At 49.9% G+C, this 21252-nt stretch carries 19 protein-coding genes; all 19 read right to left on the bottom strand.

Features of this window, described 5'->3' with window-relative positions:
• Window position 1 precedes the first annotated feature (1 nt).
• Window positions 2-571 carry an aminodeoxychorismate/anthranilate synthase component II gene (locus VIS48_02605; GenBank protein ID HEY9165033.1) on the bottom strand — a complete coding sequence of 190 codons (570 nt, stop codon included), beginning with the start codon at window positions 569-571 and terminating at the stop codon, window positions 2-4.
• Window positions 568-2067: an anthranilate synthase component I gene (gene trpE, locus VIS48_02600; GenBank protein ID HEY9165032.1), complete on the bottom strand. Its 1500-nt coding sequence runs from the start codon at window positions 2065-2067 to the stop codon at window positions 568-570. The genes VIS48_02605 and trpE overlap by 4 nt, the downstream gene beginning before the upstream one ends.
• A gap of 64 nt (window positions 2068-2131) precedes the next feature.
• Window positions 2132-3148, bottom strand: coding sequence for a GntG family PLP-dependent aldolase (locus tag VIS48_02595; GenBank protein ID HEY9165031.1), 1017 nt, complete (start codon window positions 3146-3148; stop codon window positions 2132-2134).
• A gap of 17 nt (window positions 3149-3165) precedes the next feature.
• Window positions 3166-4788, bottom strand: a complete 1623-nt coding sequence (gene lnt, locus VIS48_02590) for an apolipoprotein N-acyltransferase (protein ID HEY9165030.1) — start codon at window positions 4786-4788, stop codon at window positions 3166-3168.
• A 7-nt stretch (window positions 4789-4795) separates the two neighbouring features.
• Window positions 4796-5998, bottom strand: a complete 1203-nt coding sequence (locus VIS48_02585) for a hypothetical protein (GenBank protein HEY9165029.1) — start codon at window positions 5996-5998, stop codon at window positions 4796-4798.
• Window positions 5991-6602, bottom strand: a complete 612-nt coding sequence (locus tag VIS48_02580) for a DedA family protein (GenBank protein ID HEY9165028.1) — start codon at window positions 6600-6602, stop codon at window positions 5991-5993. The genes VIS48_02585 and VIS48_02580 overlap by 8 nt, the downstream gene beginning before the upstream one ends.
• A complete protein-coding gene (gene ispF / locus VIS48_02575) occupies window positions 6599-7066 on the bottom strand; it encodes a 2-C-methyl-D-erythritol 2,4-cyclodiphosphate synthase (protein HEY9165027.1) in 468 nt (155 codons plus the stop codon). Before ispF ends, VIS48_02580 begins: the two co-directional genes overlap by 4 nt.
• Complete coding sequence (locus VIS48_02570) at window positions 7063-7338, bottom strand: acylphosphatase (protein HEY9165026.1); 276 nt, start codon at window positions 7336-7338, stop codon at window positions 7063-7065. The genes ispF and VIS48_02570 overlap by 4 nt, the downstream gene beginning before the upstream one ends.
• Window positions 7331-8518 carry an alanyl-tRNA editing protein gene (locus VIS48_02565; GenBank protein ID HEY9165025.1) on the bottom strand — a complete coding sequence of 396 codons (1188 nt, stop codon included), beginning with the start codon at window positions 8516-8518 and terminating at the stop codon, window positions 7331-7333. Before VIS48_02565 ends, VIS48_02570 begins: the two co-directional genes overlap by 8 nt.
• Window positions 8515-9903, bottom strand: a complete 1389-nt coding sequence (locus VIS48_02560) for a cation diffusion facilitator family transporter (GenBank protein HEY9165024.1) — start codon at window positions 9901-9903, stop codon at window positions 8515-8517. Before VIS48_02560 ends, VIS48_02565 begins: the two co-directional genes overlap by 4 nt.
• Window positions 9904-9945: 42 nt before the next feature.
• Window positions 9946-11295, bottom strand: a complete 1350-nt coding sequence (locus tag VIS48_02555) for a class II fructose-bisphosphate aldolase (protein HEY9165023.1) — start codon at window positions 11293-11295, stop codon at window positions 9946-9948.
• 61 nt (window positions 11296-11356) lie between these two features.
• Window positions 11357-12745 carry a 16S rRNA (cytosine(967)-C(5))-methyltransferase RsmB gene (gene rsmB / locus VIS48_02550; protein ID HEY9165022.1) on the bottom strand — a complete coding sequence of 463 codons (1389 nt, stop codon included), beginning with the start codon at window positions 12743-12745 and terminating at the stop codon, window positions 11357-11359.
• Between the two features lie 226 nt (window positions 12746-12971).
• Entirely contained in the window at window positions 12972-13205 is a 234-nt protein-coding gene (gene rpmE, locus VIS48_02545; GenBank protein HEY9165021.1) for a 50S ribosomal protein L31, read from the bottom strand.
• 85 nt (window positions 13206-13290) lie between these two features.
• Window positions 13291-16005, bottom strand: a complete 2715-nt coding sequence (gene acnA / locus VIS48_02540; protein ID HEY9165020.1) for an aconitate hydratase AcnA — start codon at window positions 16003-16005, stop codon at window positions 13291-13293.
• 126 nt (window positions 16006-16131) lie between these two features.
• Window positions 16132-17568: a type I glutamate--ammonia ligase gene (gene glnA / locus VIS48_02535; protein HEY9165019.1), complete on the bottom strand. Its 1437-nt coding sequence runs from the start codon at window positions 17566-17568 to the stop codon at window positions 16132-16134.
• Window positions 17569-17581: 13 nt separating this feature from the next.
• Window positions 17582-18058 (bottom strand): Lrp/AsnC family transcriptional regulator, encoded by a 477-nt coding sequence (locus tag VIS48_02530; protein ID HEY9165018.1) that lies wholly within the window; start codon window positions 18056-18058, stop codon window positions 17582-17584.
• Between the two features lie 130 nt (window positions 18059-18188).
• The gene (gene icd / locus VIS48_02525) at window positions 18189-19517 is read right to left on the bottom strand and encodes an NADP-dependent isocitrate dehydrogenase (protein HEY9165017.1); all 1329 of its coding nucleotides are present in this window, start codon (window positions 19515-19517) and stop codon (window positions 18189-18191) included.
• A complete protein-coding gene (locus VIS48_02520; GenBank protein HEY9165016.1) occupies window positions 19514-19963 on the bottom strand; it encodes an HIT domain-containing protein in 450 nt (149 codons plus the stop codon). The genes icd and VIS48_02520 overlap by 4 nt, the downstream gene beginning before the upstream one ends.
• Window positions 19964-20094: 131 nt before the next feature.
• Window positions 20095-21246 (bottom strand): citrate synthase, encoded by a 1152-nt coding sequence (locus VIS48_02515; protein ID HEY9165015.1) that lies wholly within the window; start codon window positions 21244-21246, stop codon window positions 20095-20097.
• Between the last annotated feature and the right edge of the window lie 6 nt (window positions 21247-21252).

The following is a 21252-nucleotide window of genomic DNA, read 5'->3' as shown; positions in this document are numbered from 1 at the left end:
TTCAAATCTTTCCATCCAAAAAGTTTTGCAAGAGTATTTTTCCATTTTCCGTCATTACCGATTCGGGGTGAAACTGCACTCCCACGGTGGGATAGTCCCGATGCTTCAAGCCCATTATAGTGCCTCCATCGGCCCATGCAAGCACTTCAAGCTCCTCGGGTAAATCCACGCCAGAAACTATCAGCGAATGGTAACGTGTAGCTGCAAAAGGAATCGGCATCGTGCTGAATATCGATTTTCCATTGTGAATTATTTGGGACGTCTTTCCGTGCATCGGGATCCGTGCCTTGACGATCTTACCGCCAAACACCTCCCCGATCGCTTGATGACCAAGACAAACACCCATGATTGGTACTGATCTGTAAAATCGCCGAATCGTTTCTTCGGAGATCCCAGCTTCAGCAGGAGTCTTAGGCCCCGGCGATATCACGATCGCTTCAGGTTTCTTTTCCTCTATGTCCTTTATGGTAATCCTATCATTCCTGGAAACATAGACCTCCGCACCGAGTTCCTTGAGATACTGGTATAAGTTGTACGTGAACGAATCGTAATTGTCAATTAAAAGGATCATTTGAAATTCTTGACCAACCTCAGAGCTTCGAGATTAGCTTTCATCTTGTTAAGTGTTTCTTCGTATTCTCTGTCGGGATCCGAATCGTAGACGATTCCGGCGCCTGCCTGCAGGGAGCCCAGGTCGCCGTGTACGACGAAGGTACGGATTGCGATACACGTATCCATGTTGTTATTGAAGTCGATGTAACCCACCGCTCCTCCATAAATTTGGCGTGCACTCTTCTCAAGTTCTGTAATAATTTCCATTGCCCGCACCTTTGGCGCTCCACTCAGGGTGCCGGCAGGAAAACAGGCAGCAAGGGTCTCGACTGCATCCCTTCCCTTCTCTATGCCTCCGCCGACGTCGCTGACGATATGCATCACATGAGAGAATTTTTCGACGTGCATGAAATTCTCGACGTATACGCTCCCCGTTGACGCGACGCGGCCAATGTCATTGCGCCCGAGATCCACTAGCATGACGTGTTCGGCTTTTTCCTTTTCGTCGTTGAGAAGCTCGCGCGTCAAGGCTTCATCCTCCTCCTGCGTCGATCCCCTCGGTCGCGTTCCGGCAATTGGACGCATCTCGATTCTTGTACCCTCTTTCCGTACAAACATCTCCGGAGATGAACCGATGACAGCAAGCCGTTTCCCACTTACATTTGACTCAAGATAAAACATGTACGGCGAGGGGTTCTGTGCCCTCACGGCTCTATAAAGAAGGAATGGATCCCCCTTGTATTCGAAGTCAGCACGTTGAGAGAGGACGACCTGAAATATGTCCCCGTCAACGATATACTCTTTGGCCCGCACGACATTTCGTTTGAAAGTCTCCCTCGAGATATTGAATTTCGGTTCGTTAGAATCAAATCCATCCGCCTCTGTAGCGACGTGAGAAAGCACCAGTGTGTCTTCAAGTCTTTTCAGGTCGGCTATGCGAATGTCAAGTGCTTTCCCAAGATCACGTGGATCGCCCTGCAGGGGAACCAACGAGATAAGCTCAACCCTTCTTTTGAGATTATCCACCGCTACCACCGTATCGTAGACGTTCAGAAGAAGGTCCGGGAGAGGGTCTTCTGATTTCGGTATCGGGATGGACTCCAGGTACTTTACAAAATCATATCCGAAATATCCGACTGCTCCTCCAGAAAACCTCGGAAGACCCTGGGTCGGCACTACTCTAAAGCTCCCGAAGAATTCCTTCAGCTCGAGGATCGGATTCCCCGGCCGTTTTGTGGTCTTACCTTTTGTGGTGATGCGTACGGTGCCCTCTTCCACGGCGAGCGTGGCGAATGGATTTACACCAAGGAAAGAATACCTTCCGATCTTTTCTCCCCCCTCGGCGCTCTCAAGAAGGAAGCTGTCCTTCCCGAGAGAACGTAATTTCAGATACAATCCTACCGGGGTAAGGATATCGCCGAAGATCTCCGACACCACCGGGTAGTGTGTATAACCCGAGGATTTCGCAGCTTCCAATTCCCTCAGTGCCGGAATTCTCAGATTGTCAGGCGTCATCCGTCGCGAATTCCCCGGCCCGTTTCGCATACATGGCCCGAATATGATATCTCATCAAGCGCCGTCAGTCGATACTATATTTCGCGAGAAGTTCCGCAGCCTTCTTGACATCCTGACGCGAAACGTCAAGGTGTGTGACCGCTCTGACCTTTCCTGCACTGCCGGCGGAGAGAAGAACGCCGATCCCTTTCGCGTCGGCTATCAATTTATTCACATTGAGGGGCGGCTTGACTCCGAAGATAACTATGTTTGTCTCGACATGGTCGATGTTAACCTCAAACAACGGCGACTCAGCAATGATCCGCGCAAAGGTTTTTGCTTTCTCATGGTCCTCAGCAAGTCTGCCGATGTTGTGATCGAGCGCGTAAAGTCCGGCAGCTGCCAGGATTCCCACCTGCCGCATTCCGCCGCCAAATATCTTGCGGAACCGCCGTGCTCTGTTTATGAACTCTTTCGTCCCGGTCAAAACCGATCCGACAGGTGCACCGAGACCTTTTGAAAGACAGACCGAAACCGAATCGAATTGTCGTGCGTAATCAGCGACGCTAATGCCCGTGGCAACCGACGCGTTCCAAAGTCTTGCACCATCAAGATGGTAACCTAGACTATGTCGGCGAGCAACATCCCTGATCTCCTCGATCGTCTTCATCGGATAAATTGTACCGCCTCCCCTGTTATGTGTGTTCTCCACGCAGACGAGTCGAGTCGGCATCATGTAGTACAGGTCAGGTCTTATAGCCTCCTCGACATCACGGGCGGTCATCAGGCCTCTGATTCCCTGCACAGGGTTGAGCTGAACTCCGGACAATAGCGAGGGCGCCGCAGTCTCATAATTGAATATGTGCGAATCTTTCTCGACAATTACTTCATCGCCGGCGTTGGTGTGTGTCTTGAGTGCCAACTGGTTAGACATCACGCCGCTAGGAACGTAAACGGCGCTTTCTTTTTCAAGGAGGGCGGCAACTCGCTCCTGAAGCCGATTGACTGTCGGGTCTTCGCCGAAGACATCGTCTCCGACTTCCGCGTTGGCCATTGCCCTTCGCATTTCGTCATTCGGTTTCGTGACAGTATCACTTCTCAGATCGATGTAATTCGTGACTAACTCTCCTTCTCTTTATACTTGAATTTAAGAAAAAGCGCGATAAGAATAGAGACTAACGTGACTCCTTCGGCAATTTGAGCAATAACATCTCCGTGTCTGGTATAGAATGTCAGTCTTCTTGCCAACGGGACATCGGCGACCAAAGTTGCACTTATGTCGAGTCCGGTTGGTTTTCCTATGAATCGGCCGTACTCGTCAATCATTTCAGATATCCCCGTATTAGCAGATCTGACAATTGCCCTCCGATTTTCTACAGCTCGTATTGAAGCGTACGCTGCGTGTTGTGGCGGGCCGGATGATTTGCCAAACCAACCGTCATTCGTTATGATGACAATGAAGTTCGCCCCCCTTTTCACAAACTGTCTTACATAATCCGGGAAAATGCTTTCATAGCAGATCACTGTTCCGAATTGATTCCCATCGGGGAGCTTGAAGATTGTGGTGTCCAAACCGCGGGCCCAGTTGCTAATCCCGACGCCCCACTCGAGGGGTTTGATCAGGTAGGGGACCGCGTCGGCATATGGAATTCTCTCGCCGAATGGAACAAGTATAATCTTCCCGTAAGTCTGAAAGTTTCCGCTATGCGGCTCGAAGAGGGCTGCCCCGTTATAGGCATCGTAGTACTTCCGTTCAATCGAATCGTAATGACTGCTTGGCTTTGCACTGTCGGCGGCAGAAAAGTAGTAGGCGAGCGGAACTCCGCTCAGCAGGCAGACATCATTTGAGTCGATAAACGATTCAAGTTCGTTCCTAAAGTAAGTCAGCTGCGGAAGAAGAATGTAGAATGGGATTGCCGTCTCCGGCCATACTACAAGGTCCGGCTTCGACTTGAGAATCTTCCTCGTTTCTCCTTCATAAGTCCTCAGTATCTGAGTGGGAGAACCGCTCCACTTGGCATAGGGATCTATGTTAGGTTGAACCACCGCGACTTTGATATGAGATGCATTGGAAGTGTCGGCATGGCGCAGGACATTCAGGCCGTATATTTCCGGGATGATAATCAGAAGGAGGCCCGCGATCGTGCAACAAGCCACCTTCATCCACCTGGAGTCCGACATCGTTGTGAACGATTTAACAGCTATCGCGAAAAAAGTATTCGCGAGCAGAACCTGAAAGGAAATCCCAAAAAGGCCGGTAAACTGCGCGAACTGGATATCTGCCAGATTATATGACTGAGAATAGCCGACGGTGAGCCAGGGGAACGCGACCTCACTAATGGAGTGAAGATGTTCAAACGAAAGATATATGAATGGGAAGATGAATATTGTGCTCCTGCCAAGTCTCTTTCGGAGGAAATGATAAAACAAGATCGGGACTGTAAAGAAAAGAGGGTGACCGAGCATCAGCGCCACGCCACCGATCATCATGAACGGATCACTTTCCCTCGACCAGCCACCGATCCAGTATATCACCACCACATTGAGAACAAGAAAAGCAACGTACGATAATTTGAATGCGTCTCTGTAGTTCTCAGCTTTTTCAATTGTGATAAGAAATGGGACGAATCCGACGAACGCAAGCCAGCTGAAGTGAAATGGCGGGAAGGAAAGCCCGAGGATAAGTCCCGAAATGGCGCACAACGCGATCTTAGATGTCAGCACGTCAGATAATCTTGGCATCTATGTCTTACCTGTAAACGTAGATCGGATTAGACAGGATCCAGGGGAACGAGCGTTTTATGAAGAGTGGCAGCATAGCTCTCTTCTGAAAAACCTGGACCCGATATTCTCCCGGCGCAGTTATTCTTAGGTTGATGCTTTCCTTGTTGTCATATTTGCCGATAGTCGTGCCGTCACGCAGGATCTCAGCCTCCACATATCCGCTGTCGGGCAGAATGACATCAAGATGCATTTGATCGGTGAGTCTGATACTGTCACCCATTACAGCCTCAGTATCCCCCGACATCACTGTGAACAGGAAGCCTCGAGCTTCCTCCAATCCGGAAAATGAGACGAAGGAGTTTCCCTGATTGATTGCGCGCAGAATGATTTCTCTGTCATGACCGTAGTTCCCGTTGAACGGCTCTCTCGTTACGACCACGGTCTGTACCAGGTTGAAGAGGCTTACGTAAGATGGGAAATCGATGTACGAGTTCTTTCCAATCTTGAGATTGGAATGAGCATCAAGAGATCCGATGCCCACGACCTTACGCTTCTGATTCAGCTCGTCAAATCTTCTCATTTCCTTTTCAGGAAAATCGAGCAAATAGTTTAGCGACTCGTCCTGGAATCGGTATGCGATGCAAGCGCCGATAAGTTTGTTTATCCTGAAGAAGTTAAGTGTGTTCCTCCAGCCTTCATCGAAATTATATAGTTCGATTCCGGTGAAATTGCCGATATTCCAATTGTCCCAGTCCAAAGTGTTTCTCGGATGAAACACATGCGCCAGTATTATGGTGCTACGGTCCCTGACTGCCTGGTGAAAGACCGAGTCGGAAGTCACACCGTTGCGAGGAATCAGCGGGACGCTGTCTCCGATCACCAGGAAATGACCGTGTTCTCCGTCAGTCGAGATCTCGACTGCGGGCACGACCAACGTCATCCCGAATCGCCTGTTGAGACTGTCTCTAAACGGCTGGACCGTATTGTGGTCCGTGAAGATCGCGAAATGCAATCCGAGGGAGTCGCATGTTCTGGCGATCGACGCGTAAGTTCCGCTTCCATCAGAGTATTGCGTATGAATATGTATGACACCTGAATACTCATGATACTTCCCGAAATTCACTCCTGCCTGGCGGAATATTTGGTACGTCATCAAGTCGTTTCCCACTGAACAAATAATTATTAAAGCAATGAGAAGTCCGATCCATGTCAATATCTTCTTAAGCATGGGCACGCTTCAGAAAAAATCTTAGTATGAAGAACAATGCGGTGCATCCCAGCAGAACTAGTACCACCGTCCCATAAATCTCCAGGTACATTTCCAATCGTTTCCAGTTGTGGCCGAGAAACCAGCCGCCGGAAATAAGGATTGTGTTCCACAGGAGTGCGCTGGCAGCACAAAGAGGAAGCACTATGCGGATCGGGAGTTCCGACAAGCCGGTGAAGAACGAAATTATGGCACGCGTCCCCGACAGAAAGCGGTTTGCGATGACGAGTCCATACCCGTATTTTGCGAACCAACCCTCTACAGTCTTGATCCTGCCGAGCGGAAGGAACCGAATCCGGCCGGAGTCGATGATCCTCCTCCCGATGAGAAATCCTACGTAGTACATAGTCGCAAAGCCGGCCGTGCTACCGGCCGTTGCGCAAAGTATTGCCACCGCAAGATTCAATCTTCCGGCTCCGACGAGGGAACCGACGAACGCTATTACGAGATCGCTCGGTGATGGCGGAAATAAGTTTTCAAGGTAGGCGAAGAAGAACAGCGACAAATACAGGTACGCCGGTTGTGTATGGCTCAAGTAATTTATGGCAGCTTCGAGGTCAGTCAAAGCTCATCCATAAGGACAACTGCGATGCACGCGATGGCGGTTCGGCCGACCAGTGTTCCTTCGGTCGTTTTCGATTTAACCGACACGACATTCGGAGGAACGTTGCACTGTTCGGCGATAGATTCCCGGACACTCTCGTAATGCGGATTCATTTTGGGCTCGTCTGCTATCAGGACGATATCAATGTTGCTCACCCTCAAATCACTCTCTAGAGCAGTTTTCAGGCAGAAGGCGAGTATTTCCCTGCTGTCTATTCCCGTAGTGGAGGCGTCAATGTCCGGAAAGTGAACTCCGATATCTCCACGCGCACATGCTCCGAGAATCGCGTCGCTCAACGCATGGAGCACAACATCGCCGTCCGAATGTCCGTGCAGTCCCTTCGGATGGGGAATCAATACTCCACCGAGCTTCAGAGCTTTCCCCTCGACAAGAACGTGCGCGTCAAAACCGAAACCAATTTTCATCTGCTGTTGAATCCTTTGAATTCGTACGTCGGCTTGTCCCATTCGACTCTCACGTCCGTCACATGGGCTGCCATCGGGCCGACCCTCGCTTCTTTTAGGAACTCCTCGATGAGACCTCGGTCGCCCTCCACAACGATCTCCACCCTGCCGTCTATCAGGTTCCTGACAAATCCCTTGAGCCCGAACAAATCCGCCTTCCGGATGGCAAAGAATCGATAGCCGACTCCCTGAACGGAACCGCTTACCAAAAGATGGGCGCGTGCGTCAGCCATTCAGGAGTGCCTTCTTAATAACAGCAATAATTTCCCGGAGTTTCGAGCTCTCGAAGTTCAAAGTGTAGAAACCGTTTCTTCCTCCGCCTTTTGCATCATGATCTTTGCGCAGCGAGTCGATCAGGATCTGGATTTGCCTGTCGTCTCCCTTTAGGTTCAGATTGATTTGACAGACGTTTTGTTCTTGCCTGTGAAACATAAATGACTTATCGATTTCTCTTGCCACACAACTTGAAACATATCTTAGCTCATTCGAATCTGCAACTTCCTCATTTAAATCGACGATTGCAAGCTGCTCCTGAGATTTCCTCAGCTGTTCCGAAAGTCGCTGGCAGAGAGCGGAAAGTACCCGTTCGCTCAACGCCTTTATTTTCCCGTCTTTCTCTTGTGACTGGTTCTTCAATTTTTGGATCGCAACCGAAAGTTCGGTCGGTTGCGTCGAAAGAAGTCTTGTGCTCTCGAGGACGATGCCGTTGAGCATGTTGTATTGGTGGATCGCCCTGCCACCGCAATAGAACTCTATCCTGGTGAGAGACGCCTTTATTTTTTCAAGATTGCCCGTGAGTATTGGGCCTACCTCGGATGTGTGGGTGCAGTGAGTTCCGCCGCACGCTGAGAAGTCGAAGTCCTTTACTTCAATGATTCGTACCGTCCCTTCGACTTTAGGAGGTTTCCTCAACTTAAACGAAGAAATATCCGACTTATCGGCAAAGTGAACGATGACCTTCCTGTCATCGCGGACCACCTCATTCGCTTTCGAAACCACTTCGGAGACTTCGTCTGGAGTGGGCTGACGCGAAAGATCGATTGTTCCTGTGGTTTCGCCAAGCCGGGATGAAACGGTTTCTATGCCGAAAAGATTCTCGAAAGCGGCGGAAAGAATATGTTGGCCGGTATGCTGCTGCATATTGGAAACCCGGCGCTCGCGGTCAATCTTGCAGTCCGCTGGGCCTTCGTTCAACTTCTCAGCGAGAACATGCACAACCTCACCATTCTCTTCGACAACGTCGACTACATCAGTGCCGTTAATAGTTCCGGTGTCATGCTCCTGCCCGCCTGAGGTCGGATAGAAATAACTCTCGCTCAAGATTACCGCCGGCTTGCCGCGAACAATGATTGACTTAAGAATTTCAGACTTGAATTCCAATGTGTACGGGTCGGTGTAATACGGTCTCATCATTTGGAATGTGAAATCGGTTCCTGGTGGATGACGGCTCTCCAAATCTCCGGAAATTGTTTGATTATCGACTCTTCGAGCTCATTTACGATTCTAACGGTATCTTCAAATGAAAAAGTTTCATCAAACTGGCATGTCATCGCGACGCGAATTCCCTTTTCACTCTCGGCGAAATTCAGGTTGGAGCACGTGACTACTCCGCGGCGGGATCGAACATACTTAGTGAGTTTTTCCGGGAGGTCGCTGCTCCGTAAATCAACCGACTTAGCGGTTCTTGGACGGGAAGTCGACGTGTCTATGTGCACGAAAATCTGGTCCACAGCAGGAACCTGGTTCCTGATTTCTCTTTCGAGGTTGTCCGCTTTCCCGTGAGCGGCGTCAATCGAGTCGACGTCATCTACTTCAAGGTGAAGGTCTACAACTATACCGGTTTGTGTTGAGAAGACTTCAACTTCATGAATTTTGCTCGCGGTTCTCTCGGCCGAGAGCTTGATCTTGTCGATTATCGTTTCCTTTTGAGTTTCAACCGGCTCGGCATGTACGACCACATCGACACCATCTCTTACACCTCGTACTCGTCTTTCGATTTCGTCAACGAGCGAGTGCGCGCGTTCAAACGGGAGGAGTCGTGGAAGACCGACCACCATATCGACGAAGATTCTGCCGCCTGCGACTCTGACGCGAAGACTCTTAAGAAGTTGGACTTCATCGGTACCTAGAGCAGCCGATCTTATTGCTTCCACAAGGCCGGGGTCCGGACTCCTGTCTACAAGAACATCAATGGTCCTCTTGCCGAGGCGGAAACTTATCACAACTACGATGACCGACACACCGAGCGCAGCGATCGGGTCGGCGAAATTGAATCCGCTCATTGCGCCGATCAAGCCGATTATGACCACACCCGAGCTGAGTATATCAGTCGAAAAATGAAGAGCGTCCGCTTCAAGCGCCTGGCTATGATATTTTTTTGCAGCGCGAGAAAGCATCCTTGCCCTCGTGAAGTCCACAGCGATCGATGTTGCCATGACAGCAAAGCTCCAAAACGTAATGTCGATCGCGACACCTTTGACCATTAGACGATGCACGGCTTCACGCGCAATGAAGTAGCAAGTAATAAGGAGGAGGAGCGTTTCGAAAAGAGCGGAGAGATTCTCAAACTTACCGTGGCCGTAATGATGTTCGGAGTCGGCGGGTTTATCGGCAGCACGTATCGCGAAAAATGTCATGCCTGCCGCCATGAGGTCGAGACCTGAATGAGCAGCCTCACTGAGTATGCCAAGGCTCCCGGTGGTGAGTCCCACCGCGAGCTTGAACGTCGTAAGAAAGACCGCGGCTACCAGTGAACTGATAGCCGCTTTGATCTTCTCATGAGACGCTGTGTTCGTCAATCGGCGAATTGATCCCTTCTCCCGGGGAGGTCGTGGATCGGATTACACCTTGACGTATTTGTCCACAACGGCCTTCGTGTTCTTTGTGTTGAGCTTCAAGAAAAGGAACTCGAGTCTTTTTTCAAGCTCTGCGTTGGCCGTGGCGAACCAATCTTTCCCCAGGTTCCACATCTGCTGCTTGAATGGTCCGAACGACTTCTTGCGCGTCTTGTAAATGAACTGCTCATCGGTCATATCGGGCTTCTTCTCGTCGGCACAGTTCTTTCTCAGGTAATCGTACACCGTGTTGCGGAAGTCTTTGGGGAAGACGTCGAACAGGAGGTTTTGGAAGCCCGTTGCAAGATGGATCTCAGCGGTCCCGACACCCGGGAACTTGTCGAACAATTCTTCGGGAAGAGTTGACGCGCCGTGCTGCACCGCTCCCGCCATCTTGTATTCCTTGCGGGCGATTTCCGATATCGACTGGAGTACGCCGAAGTCAATTTTGACCTGCGCGACCGTGCCGTCGGGCAGCGGCACTCCGCCGTGGCTCGAGCCGGTTTGCACACTTATCTTGCTGATTGTTGTCGCGCCGCTCTTCTTCGCATTTAAAGTCCTCACATACCCGCGCATGTACTCCCTGAATTCCTCAGGAGTGGAGTTCTTTCCGCCCACTTCCCCGATTTCTCCGCCAACTGAGACAGTTACGCCTTTCGGCTCCACTTCGCGAATCAGCGCGGTCATCTCAGCCGCAAGTTCAAAATTGCTCCGCTGCTGTTCCTCGGTGGTCTTCTTGCTGAGATCGACGAGGGTAGAGGAATCTATGTCGATATTGTAAAACTCCGCCGCGATCGCTTCCTTGATAAGCGAGCGTATTCCTTCCGCCTCTTTCTGGGGATCCTGAGCGAATTTCTTTGCATTGAACTGAAAATGGTCGCCCTGTATGAACACGGGGCCCTTGTAGTTTTCTTTCACTGCGGCAGCAAGCACACAAGCTGAATATTCAGCAGGCCTCTGGTCGGTGTAACCCATTTCCGATTTCGCAATTTCAAAAACAAAAGGTCCGACATTGTTCTTCTTTGCTACTCTGAACATCGCACGTGCGAAGTCATACGTGATTCCTCGTATGTTCACGGCGGGCACCGTAAATCCTGACACTTCACCCTTTCCGTATGCTGAGTATAAATTCTGGATCGACGCCGAACCGCAGCCAAGACTCCTCGCTAGCTCTCTTATCATCCATCTCGTCTTCGTCTTCACTTCTTCGCTCGGATTGAAAACCGACTCGTTAACGAGTGTATCGATCACCGAAGCCCGAAGCTTGTCGGGATTTCCGATCTTCACACTCTTCCAGCCGTCAACATCAACGACACCTTTCACGCTGCTGCTCAGTTCATCAACATTCTTAATCATTTACACCTCCAAAATGTTTTCGATAGAAAGTTATTAAACGGATTAATCGTATACAAGAAAATCAAGCGGACCTGCGGAGTCGTGCGGCGAAGCCGCCGTCCATATCGTGCCGGTGCGGAAAAGTCTCCACGAATCCTTCACGTCCCACCAATGCACGGTCGACGAACTGGTCAGCTGCTTCCACATGATAGTCGGGATGATTGCCGAGAAATTCCGTCACGACATCCTGGTTCTCTTCGGAATCGATGGTGCATGTACTGTAAACGAGAATGCCGTTCGGTTTAAGAAGAGTCGATGCGTTTTCGAGTATCTGCTGCTGGACCTCATGAAGATTCGTGGAATCTTCGGCAGATCTTTTCCACTTGGAATCGGGTTTCTTTCTTATGACCCCGATGCCGGTGCAAGGCGCGTCAACAACTATACGGTCAAATAGCATAGGGTGAGTGTAAGTCGCGGCATTCGCTGTAACAACCTGCACGTTTGTATACCCGAGTCTTTCGAGAGAATAGACAATCAGCCGTCCGCGTGTCTCGTACTTTTCGATTGCCGTGAGCTCGACATCACCGCCGGTCAACTCAAGGATATGAGTCGTCTTCCCTCCGGGGGCTGCACACATGTCGAGGATCCGTTCGCCGGGCTGCGGATCAAGAAGTTTGGAAACCAGTCCCGCGCTTTCATCTTGAACTGTGAACTGACCGCCCCGGAAGGAGTCGAGTTCACTGATCCTGGAAAGACCTTCGACGTAAAGAAAATTCGGAATATAATGTGCGCGCGTCACCTTGAGTCCTACGGTTTCGAAATCTGACACGAGCTTATCGACGGAGATCCTTCCCGTGTTAACCCTGATTGACAGCCGCGGCCTGTCGTTCAGCGCAGACAGTAATTGCTCCGTCTCGTACACTCCGAAGCGATTGATGAATCGTCTGACCATCCACAACGGAAATGAGTGCACAGTCGCAAGAGCCTTGACGGGATCCTCTTCGACGGATGGATATTCGACCACCTCGAGTTTCCTGATAGCCGAACGCAGGACGGCGTTCACCAGATTTGCCAGATACTGTCCCCGGAGCTTCTTGACAAACTCGACCGACTCATTCACCGCCGCGGACTGAGGCACGCGTTCAAGGAACATTATCTGGTACATCGCCAGCCTGATAGCATTTTTGATATTGATGTCCAGCTTAGGATAGTCGCCCCGGTAAAATTGCGAGATTACGTAGTCGATCCGCATTTTCCACCGTATCGTACCGTTGACCAGCTCAGTAAGAAACGCTTTATCTACCCTGCTCATGTCAGAGTTTCGCAATTCGAAATCGAGGAGCTTGTCGAGATATGAATCGGTTCTCTCGACTCTGTTTAGAACCTTAATTGCAATTTCCCTTGCGGTGTCGTAGAGAACAACGTCGGCTTCTTGGTTTGGAGAACCGTAATGTCTTCTAGGCTGTTCCATCTCTGCATCCCCTGACCTTTCTTTGCCTGCGGTAGCCCTCGGCCCACTTACTCGAATTCAACGCATGCCCGGTCTGGATCAACGAACTCGAATAATTGGTCTGCTCGAATTGCTAGGGATAATATTCTCGTTTGTGCAACGCCTGCTCTTCATGAACACAACTATGACCGAAAACGTCTCTCAATGTCGGCGGTGGGGCGCCCGATAGAGAATCGACTGTTTGCTCCTAAGCAGAAGCGGCAGGATCCGACTTCACCTTCTTGCCGTATTTCTGCATGAACTTCTCGACTCTTCCCGCAGAGTCTATGAGCTTTTGCTTGCCCGTGAAGAACGGATGGCAGTTGGAACAAATTTCAACTTTCAGGAATTGACCCGGTTCTGTCGATCTTGTCTTGAATGTATTTCCGCAGACACATGTGACCGTCACTGTGTGATATTTTGGATGAATTCCGGCTCTCATTTTATCTCCTATTAGGTCACCAATCTATTAAAAAACTGCCAAAGTTCCAAATTTTCGGCGGTTTGCCAAAATTGACGCTTTTGTTTCAGCTAACCTGCAACATCTGCCTCAATACCGTAAGAAGAATGCCGCCGTTCAAATAATACTCAACGTCGACGTTGCTATCGAGGCGCGCGATAACTTCGAAGGTCTTTGGATTCCCGTGTTCATCACTTGCAACCACGTTCAGGATCTTATGGGGACTAAGGCGATCCGCGATACCGGTAATCGAATAGACTTCCCTGCCGGTAAGACCGAGCGACGTTGCGCTTTCTCCATGTCTGAACTGAAGTGGAAGGACTCCGAGTCCCACGAGGTTGCTTCTGTGGATTCGCTCATAACTTTCCGCGATGACAGCTTTGACCCCGAGGAGTAGAGTTCCCTTTGCGGCCCAATCGCGGGAGCTGCCGCTGCCGTATTCCTTCCCCGCGATCACGAGAAGTGGTATTCCTTCCGCCTGATATTTCATTGATGTGTCATACAACGTCATCCTCTCGCCGTCCGGGAGGTGAACGCTCCAACCGCCTTCGGTACCGGGGACAAGAAGATTTTTCAGCCTGATATTGGCAAACGTACCGCGCATCATGACTTCATGGTTCCCGCGGCGCGCGCCATATGAGTTGAAATCCTTTGGCTGGACACCGTGGTCAATAAGATATTTGCCCGCGGGACTCTTCGCGGGAATCGAGCCTGCAGGTGAAATATGGTCTGTCGTTACCGAGTCGCCGAGAAGCGCCAGAACTCTCGCATTTGAAATGTCACCAACGTCGGAAAGTTGTTGGGACATCTCTTTGAAGAAAGGCGGCTCCTGGATGTATGTCGAATCAGCTACCCACTTGTACTCATCCCCGTCAGGAACTCTTAACCCTTTCCAGTTTTTGTCGCCTTCAAACACATGGGAATATCGGGCGCGAAACATACCGGGTTTCACAGATTTTCTGACGGCATCTGCAACTTCCGACTGAGTAGGCCAGATGTCTTTGAGGTAAACAGGTTTTCCGTCTTTAGTATAATCGACGGGTTCGTTCATTGGATCAAAATCGATTCTTCCCGCAATCGCATAAGCAACCACGAGCGGAGGTGAAGCAAGATAGCTCGCTCGAGTATGCGGATTGATGCGACCTTCGAAGTTCCGATTTCCACTCAATACAGATGCCACGACAAGTCCCTCTTTTTCGATTGCGGCCGAAATACTCTCATCAAGAGGACCGCTGTTTCCGATGCATGTCGTGCAGCCAAAGCCGACAAGATTGAATTTCAATTTCTCCAAAGCGCTGACCAATCCCGCCTCCTTCAGATAATCCATCACGACCTGCGAGCCGGGAGCGATACTTGTCTTTACCCAAGGCTTGGAGCGCAGACCGTATTTCTCCGTTGCTTTCTTCGCAAGGAGTCCCGCAGAGACGAGGACATTGGGATTGGAGGTGTTGGTGCAGCTTGTTATAGCAGCAATCGCGACCGATCCATTATGCAGCTCGAAAGACGAACCGTCTTTCTTCACTTGGACTGACTTCGTAGCCTGGTCGTTATTTAATTCAAATCCGCGCTCTGCCGTAGAGGCAGTGAGCGATTTCTTGAAAGAGGATTTTACGTCCTTCAATTCAACTCTGTCTTGCGGGCGTTTCGGCCCAGAGACGCACGGAATTATGCTCCGCATGTCGATATCAACAAGATCGCTGTAGACCGGCTCCGGGTCATTTTCATGCCAGAAAAGTTTCTGTTCCTTACAATAGGTTTCAACAATTGCGACCTGCTCATCAGTCCTCCCTGTAAGAACCAGATATCTTATAGTCTCGTCATCGACCGGAAAGAATCCCATCGTAGCTCCGTACTCAGGCGCCATGTTTGCGATGGTGGCGCGGTCGGGGAGACTCAGCTTCTCCAATCCCGAACCGAAAAACTCCACGATCTTGCCGACCACTCCCTTCTTCCGCAAGATTTGCGTCACTGTGAGAACGAGGTCGGTAGCGGTAGATCCTTCCGGGAGTTCTCCCGTCAGTCTGACGCCGACAACTTCCGGCGTTAGCATAAAGTAAGGCTGACCAAGCATGACAGCTTCCGCTTCAATTCCACCTACACCCCACCCGAAAACACCAAGACCGTTTACCATAGTCGTATGTGAGTCCGTTCCTACCAGCGAATCGGGAAACGCATGGACCACATCGCGCTGGACGCGCGTCTCCACTACCCGGGCCAGGTACTCGAGGTTGACCTGGTGAACTATCCCGGTATCAGGTGGAACCACCTTGAAATTCTTAAAAGCCTTTTGTCCCCATCGGAGGAGCAAATATCTCTCGGTGTTCCTGCTGAATTCGAGATCAGCGTTTATCTGAAATGAGTCGACGGTCCCGAAATTATCGACCTGGACCGAGTGATCTATGACCAATTCGGAAGGAATGAGAGGATTTATCTTCTCAGTATTTCCCTTCAATCTCTTGACGGCGCTTCTCATGGCTGCCAGGTCGACCACTGCGGGCACGCCCGTGAAATCCTGGAGGAGAACCCTTGCCGGCATAAATGCGATTTCTTTTTCAGGAAGATGCTTGCCGTCCCAGTTCAGAAGTGCTTCGATGTCAGACTTTGTAACTATCTTTCCGTCTTCATGCCGCAGCAGATTTTCCAGAAGAATTCGAATCGAGTACGGGAGTCTGGAGATATCGTATTTCTTTTCAGTGAGTGCCGCAAGGTGGAAAATTCTGAAACTTGATTTTCCGATTTTGAATTCTTTCTGGGTGCTGAACGAATTGGTCGTGGTAGCCATTTGAATCACTCCATTGTTACTATCGTGCTATGGAAAAATTTATCACAATTTTTTCGCTCTTTCAATGAGATAAAAAAAAGGCTGCCTCCCGGGCAGCCTTTTCGACAGTTCTTGCAGAAAGGACGATTAAATGTCGTAGTACAACATGAATTCATACGGGTGAGGTCTCAACGCAACCTGCTTGACTTCGTTCGCCATCTTGTATTTTATCCACAGGTTGACAAGTTCCTCGGTGAACACGTCTCCGCGCAACAGGAATTCATGATCCCTCTCGAGAGCCTTCAGAGCTTCCTCGAGTGAACCTGGGGTCGACGGAACGTTTCGCAATTCTTCAGGTGACAAATCATAAATGTCCTTGTCAAGCGGTTCACCCGGATCGATCTTGTTGAGAATGCCGTCCAGTCCCGCCATCATGAGTGCGGGAAAAGCCAGATAGGGGTTCGTCGATGGATCAGGCACACGGAACTCGATTCGCTTCGCTTTCGGATTCTTCGAGTACATCGGAATTCTGACGGAAGCTGATCTGTTGCGTTGGCTGTAAGCGAGGTTCACAGGCGCCTCGAAACCCGGCACAAGTCTGTGGTAGGAATTCGTTGTCGGGTTAGTTATTGCGCAAAGAGCAGACGCGTGTTTCAGGAGACCACCTATGTAGTAGAGCGCCATCTCGCTCAGGTTAGCATAGCCATTGCCGTAGAAAAGAGGCTTTCCCGCTTTCCACAAGCTTTGATGCACATGCATGCCTGACCCATTGTCGCCGTACAGCGGTTTGGGCATAAACGTAACAGTCTTGCTATGCTTATTCGCAACGTTCTTCGTGATGTACTTGTAGGTCATGAGATTGTCGGCCATGTGAGTAAGGGTATTAAATCGCATGTCGATTTCAGTCTGACCCGCCGTAGCTACTTCGTGATGATGGACCTCCACATCGATTCCAACCTTCTTCATAGTCAGCACCATTTCTGACCTGATATCCTGCAAACTGTCCGTCGGTGGAACCGGGAAATATCCTTCTTTGGTTCTAGGACGGTAGCCGAGGTTCTTGCCCTCACTCCTTCCGCTGTTCCAGAACCCTTCTTCCGAATCGATCTCGTAAAATCCGCTGTTTATTGTCTGATCGAACCTGACATTATCAAAAATGAAAAACTCGGCTTCGGGTCCGAAGTAAACCGTGTCTGCGAGTCCGGTCGATCTCAAATAAGCTTCGGCTTTATGAGCGATGAATCGCGGGTCACGCCTGTACGGCTCCCCGGTAATGGGGTCCTTTACATCGCACACAATATTGACAGTTCTGTGAACGGTGAAAGGATCCATGAAATATCTTTTCGCATCGGGAATCAGAACCATATCACTTTCCTGGATCGCCTGGAAGCCTCGAATGCTTGAACCGTCAAATCCTACTCCCTCTTCAAAAGAATTCTCACCAAGTTCGGAAGGGAGAATTGAAAAATGCTGCCACTGACCGGGGATGTCCGTGAATCGCAGATCGATAATTTCAGCGCCGCTGTCCTTGACAAACTTCAGCAGTTTGTCAACATCGTTGGCGGACTTGGCCCCTTTTGCCATTTGTTCCTCCTGGTTAATTGTTTTGTGTTTTTACTACTGTTGACTCTTTGATTGTCGATAGAACGACGCTCGTCTTGGTGCTTAACACGCCGGGCCACGACTGGATGCGGGAAAGAAGTTTCTCGAGGGAGTTTGTGTTTTCGGCACGGACTTTCAGAAGATGCGACCCTTCGCCGGTCACGGAGTGACACTCGAGTATTTCCTCGGTCTCCCTCGCACGTTCCATAAACATCTGGTAGTGTTTGCTTGAGTCGATTGAGACTGTGATAAAAGCAGTGATGTCCTTGCCTAGCCTTTTCGCATCAAGAACGGCGGTGTACCCTTTGATAATGCCGCGGTCTTCAAGCTTCTGGATTCGCTCCGAGATGGTCGGGATCGTCAGCCCGAGCTGTTGCGCCATTTCGTTTAGTTTCGTCCTCGCATTCTTTTGGAGTATTTCGAGGATCCGATGATCGATCGGGTCGAGCTTCTTGTCGCCGCCGGTTAACATGATTGATGTAGTCTTCTAATTAATTAAGCTATTTAACCCAATTAAGTTAAAATAATAAGATTGAATTGTCAAGAGGGAAAATAAAAAAGGCGGCCGGAAGCCGCCTCGAAACCACTTTTGAAAGGCTGACTTACATATTTCGGACGATAGCCTGGGCGAATTCGGATGTCTTGACTTCCGTTGCGCCTTGCATGAGCCTCGCAAAGTCATAAGTCACTGTTTTTGACTTGATCGTCTTCTCCATCGCTGAAGTGATCATCTGCGCCGCCTCATTCCAGCCCAGATACTCAAGCATCATCACGCCACTCAAGATGAGAGATCCCGGATTGACCTTATCGAGATTCGCATACTTAGGCGCGGTGCCATGCGTCGCCTCGAATACTGCGAAACCAGTTATGTAATTTATATTTGCCCCGGGTGCTATCCCTATTCCGCCCACCTGAGCTGCCAAAGCATCGCTCAAATAATCGCCGTTCAGATTCAGCGTTGCAATCACATCGAAATCTTCCGGTCGGGTGAGCACTTGCTGCAATGTTATATCTGCAATGCTGTCCTTTATGATTATGCCTGCACCGGCCTTCCCATCCGGGATTCTGCACCACGGACCTTTATCGATTTCGACCGCACCGAAGAATTCCCTGGCAACACTAAACCCCCAATCACGAAACGCGCCTTCCGTGAATTTCATAATGTTGCCTTTATGTACTATTGTCACTGATTTGCGTTTGTACTTGATCGCGTATGAAATGGCACTGTGAATCAACCTGACGCTTCCGCTGTAGCTCACGGGCTTTATCCCAATTCCGATCTTGACTTCGCTTGGAAAGTCCTTTGCACCCACAGCGTTCCAGAATTCCTCGGCTTTTGCTTTTGTGTTGAAGCGGATCTTATCAAAGCCTTTCGGGAATTCTTTTGCAAGGAAGTCTAGAATCTTCTGGGCATCCGAAGTCCCCGCGGCGTATTCAATTCCTGCATATATATCCTCCGTGTTCTCACGGAAAATTACCATATCGACTTTTTCCGGATGCTTCACAGGAGATGGCACGCCGTTAAAGTATCTTACCGGGCGAAGGCAGACATATAGGTCGAGCATTTGTCGAAGCGCCACGTTTAGCGACCGAATTCCACCACCGATCGGCGTAGTTAGCGGTCCCTTTATCGCAACAACGTATTCTCTTATAGCTTTCACAGTGTCGTCCGGGAGCCACACCTCCCTGCCGTAAACTTTATTCGCTTTCTCGCCGGCAAAAACTTCCATCCACTCGATATTCTTCTTGCCGCCATATGCTTTGTGAACCGCCGCATCAAACACAAGTCTGCTTGCTCGCCAGATGTCGGGACCTGTTCCATCACCTTCGATGAATGGAATAATCGGATTGTCGGGCACCTTCAGTTTTCCGTCCACATTTTCGATCTTCCCGCCTTTTGTATGTGCTGACAGTTTCTCGTAAGTAATCATGATCGTACTCCTGGTTTATCGTAGACTTGAATCGTGGCGCGTATTCGTTCGGCGTAATCAGTCATTTGGCTGAGGGACTCGTACATCTTCAGATGCGGACGAATCTTCAGCCCATCGTCCTCGTATCGCGGTGTAACGTGAAAGTGGAAATGGAAAACTGATTGACCCGCTGCACTTCCGTTATTGCTAAAGATATTGAGTCCTGCCGCCTGGAGAGTCTCTGTGATCGCTCTTGAAACTACTCTCAACGATTCGACCACATCCGTGAGGACAGGCAGCGGAAGATCGAGGAACGTGCGATAATGATCCTTCGTGACAACGAGCGCGTGGCCGAAATTGATGGGATTTATGTCCAGGAACGCGACACTTTCGGCGCTCTCGTATAGAAACTGAGCGTACGATTCCCCTCTGACTATTTTACAGAAAGCACAATTATCAATCTGCATGATGAATCATTTTCAAGGAATGGAAATAATAATACTCAGGAACAGCCTCTGAGATGTTGTGCACTGATCCAGAACCGAACAACACAATTGCGAAATTCGAATAACATCAAGTGACCTGAGATAAGGCTTACTCAGCGCTCGTCGATGGGTAAGAAGTGCACATCCCGAGGCCCCGTGTATTCGGAAATCGGTCTTATCAATCTGTTATTTACGTACTGTTCCATCACATGTGCGGTCCAGCCTGCTACCCTGCTAACTGCGAAGATCGGCGTGAACAGATCAATAGGAATTCCCAGATAGTAATAGGTTGACGCAGAGTAGAAATCGACGTTAGGAGCGAGCCCCTTTTCTTTTTTTACGTACTCTTCAATCTTCTCTGAAATCTCAAACCATTTCAGATTTTCGATAGTTTCACCGAGCCTCTTTGAGAAATTCCTAAGGTGCTTGGCGCGCGGATCTTCAACTTTATAGACACGGTGCCCGAAACCCGGAACTTTCTTCTTTGCTGCGAAGAGTTTCTGCAGGTAAGGTTCCACGTTCGCGACAGTTTTAATCTCGAGAAGCATTTCCATAACTTCTTCGTTCGCGCCGCCGTGAAGCGGCCCCTTCAAAGTACCGATTGCGGATGTAATTGCGGAATAGATGTCGGAAAGCGTTGCTGCCGTAACTCGCGCAGAGAATGTAGACGCGTTAAACTCGTGATCGGCGTGCAGCACGAGAGCACAATCGAATGTGCTCGAAGCGGTTGCGCCCGGTTCCACTCCATTCAGCATATACAGGAAGTTCGCGGAGTGGCTGAGAGCCGTATCCGGTTTCAGGTATTCGCCATTAAGCCTGATCCGATGAAAATTCGCGACAATCGTAGGAAGTTGGGCTACCAGCCTTACCGACTTTCTCCAGTTTGCCTCGACCGAGCTGTCGTCCGCTTCGCGATCGTACACGCCGAGAAGCGACACTGCAGTTCTCAAGACATCCATCGGGTTGGAATTCTTTGGAACACCCTTCAAAAATGAGACTACTTGATCCGGCAGTGGTCGGTTCGCGATAAGGTCTTTCTGCAGCCTCACGAGCTCATCTTTGTTGGGAAGACTACCGTGCCATAGCAGATAGACTACTTCTTCATAACTCGCATTCGAGGCAAGCTCATCGACGTTTATGCCGCGGTAAACAAGCTCTCCTTTGAATCCGTCTATAAAGCAAATAGACGACTGACCTGCTACAATTCCGTCCAGACCCTTAGCGAATGTCGATGGTGCTTGAGCAGTTGAAGCTGGATTAGACATCTAGTT

It is taken from the genome of Candidatus Kryptoniota bacterium (assembly GCA_036567965.1).
GTDB lineage: Bacteria > Bacteroidota > Ignavibacteria > Kryptoniales > JAKASW01 > JAKASW01.
The sequence above is the reverse complement of the archived record's forward strand: the minus strand, read 5'-3'. Positions and strand labels throughout refer to the sequence as shown.

Excerpts from the sequence above, each read along its gene's own strand:
- VIS48_02605 (HEY9165033.1), bottom strand. The coding sequence starts at position 571 with ATGATCCTTTTAATTGACAATTACGATTCGTTCACGTACAACTTATAC.
- trpE (HEY9165032.1), bottom strand. The coding sequence starts at position 2,067 with ATGACGCCTGACAATCTGAGAATTCCGGCACTGAGGGAATTGGAAGCT.
- lnt (HEY9165030.1), bottom strand. The coding sequence starts at position 4,788 with ATGCCAAGATTATCTGACGTGCTGACATCTAAGATCGCGTTGTGCGCC.
- VIS48_02585 (HEY9165029.1), bottom strand. The coding sequence starts at position 5,998 with ATGCTTAAGAAGATATTGACATGGATCGGACTTCTCATTGCTTTAATA.
- ispF (HEY9165027.1), bottom strand. The coding sequence starts at position 7,066 with ATGAAAATTGGTTTCGGTTTTGACGCGCACGTTCTTGTCGAGGGGAAA.
- VIS48_02570 (HEY9165026.1), bottom strand. The coding sequence starts at position 7,338 with ATGGCTGACGCACGCGCCCATCTTTTGGTAAGCGGTTCCGTTCAGGGA.
- VIS48_02565 (HEY9165025.1), bottom strand. The coding sequence starts at position 8,518 with ATGATGAGACCGTATTACACCGACCCGTACACATTGGAATTCAAGTCT.
- VIS48_02555 (HEY9165023.1), bottom strand. The coding sequence starts at position 11,295 with ATGATTAAGAATGTTGATGAACTGAGCAGCAGCGTGAAAGGTGTCGTT.
- rsmB (HEY9165022.1), bottom strand. The coding sequence starts at position 12,745 with ATGGAACAGCCTAGAAGACATTACGGTTCTCCAAACCAAGAAGCCGAC.
- rpmE (HEY9165021.1), bottom strand. The coding sequence starts at position 13,205 with ATGAGAGCCGGAATTCATCCAAAATATCACACAGTGACGGTCACATGT.
- acnA (HEY9165020.1), bottom strand. The coding sequence starts at position 16,005 with ATGGCTACCACGACCAATTCGTTCAGCACCCAGAAAGAATTCAAAATC.
- glnA (HEY9165019.1), bottom strand. The coding sequence starts at position 17,568 with ATGGCAAAAGGGGCCAAGTCCGCCAACGATGTTGACAAACTGCTGAAG.
- VIS48_02530 (HEY9165018.1), bottom strand. The coding sequence starts at position 18,058 with ATGTTAACCGGCGGCGACAAGAAGCTCGACCCGATCGATCATCGGATC.
- icd (HEY9165017.1), bottom strand. The coding sequence starts at position 19,517 with ATGATTACTTACGAGAAACTGTCAGCACATACAAAAGGCGGGAAGATC.
- VIS48_02520 (HEY9165016.1), bottom strand. The coding sequence starts at position 19,963 with ATGCAGATTGATAATTGTGCTTTCTGTAAAATAGTCAGAGGGGAATCG.
- VIS48_02515 (HEY9165015.1), bottom strand. The coding sequence starts at position 21,246 with ATGTCTAATCCAGCTTCAACTGCTCAAGCACCATCGACATTCGCTAAG.